This window comes from Streptomyces sp. NPDC059456, assembly GCF_042750055.1.
GTDB lineage: Bacteria > Actinomycetota > Actinomycetes > Streptomycetales > Streptomycetaceae > Streptomyces.
Map to the genome: position 1 here is coordinate 1 of NZ_JBHYVA010001161.1, position 1,054 is coordinate 1,054.

At 67.3% G+C, this 1,054-nt stretch carries 1 protein-coding gene and 1 pseudogene; both read right to left on the reverse strand.

Going from position 1 to position 1,054, the window contains the following annotated elements; genetic code table 11:
• Positions 1–48: 48 nt before the first annotated feature.
• Positions 49–726, reverse strand: a complete 678-nt coding sequence (locus ACFXA3_RS42925) for a potassium-transporting ATPase subunit C (protein WP_385197050.1) — start codon at positions 724–726, stop codon at positions 49–51.
• 5 nt (positions 727–731) lie between these two features.
• A pseudogene (locus ACFXA3_RS42930) lies at positions 732–1,054 on the reverse strand (potassium-transporting ATPase subunit B); the annotation flags it as partial.

Here is a 1,054-nt window from a genome sequence, read left to right on the forward strand (position 1 = left end):
CAGGAGCCTGTGCGCCCCACCGGTTCCCCGTCCGCGGGAAGCACGCCATCAGCTCTTGGTCAGCGCCTCGAGGGCGGTGTTGAGCTCCAGGACGTTGACGCGGGGCTCGCCCATGAAGCCGAGGGTGCGGCCGCTGGTGTGGCCGGCGACGAGCCTGTCGACCTGCCCGACGTCGAGGTGGTTCCGCTCGGCGACCCGGTGGACCTGGATCCGGGCGTACTCCGGGGAGATGTGCGGGTCCAGGCCGGAGCCGGACGAGGTGACGGCGTCGGCCGGGACGTCCTGCGGCTTCACCGTGTACGAGGCCGTCGTGTTGTCCGCGACGACCGCGGCCTTGGCGTCCTCGACCGTCTTGACCAGGTCCGGGTTGTCGCCGGCCTTGTTGGTGGCGCCGGAGAGGACCAGGGAGTACTGGGTGTTGATGCTGTTGGAGCCGAGGCCGTTGGAGGGGCGCGGCTGGAACCACTTGAGGTCCGGCTTGGCCGCCTCTTCCGGGTCGTCGGGGTTCTGCTTGGGCAGGTTGTACGTCTGGCCGATGAGGGAGGAGCCGACGACCCGGCCGCTCTTGTCCTTGATCTCGGAGCCGTTGGCCTCGTCGTTGAACAGGGCCTGGGCGATTCCGGTGACGGCCAGCGGGTAGAGCACGCCGCAGACGACCGTGAGGACCAGCAGGGCCCGCAGACCCGCCCCGATCAACCGTGCTGTGTTGCTTACGGAGTTGTTCATGGAGGTCAGCCGATTCCCGGGATGAGGGTGATGAGCATGTCGATGATCTTGATGCCGATGAACGGGGCGATCAGGCCGCCGAGTCCGTAGATCCCGAGGTTGCGGCGGAGCATCCTGTCGGCGCTGGTCGGCTTGTACCGGACGCCCTTGAGGGCGAGCGGGACGAGCGCGATGATGATCAGCGCGTTGAAGATGACGGCGGACAGGATCGCCGAGTTCGGCGAGTGCAGGCCCATGATGTTGAGCTTGTCGAGGCCCGGGTAGACGACGGCGAACATGGCCGGGATGATCGCGAAGTACTTCGCGACGTCGTTGGCGATGGAGAAGG

Bases quoted from the DNA above. Each gene is read 5' to 3' on its own strand.
- ACFXA3_RS42925 (WP_385197050.1), bottom strand. From the start codon at position 726: ATGAACAACTCCGTAAGCAACACAGCACGGTTGATCGGGGCGGGTCTG.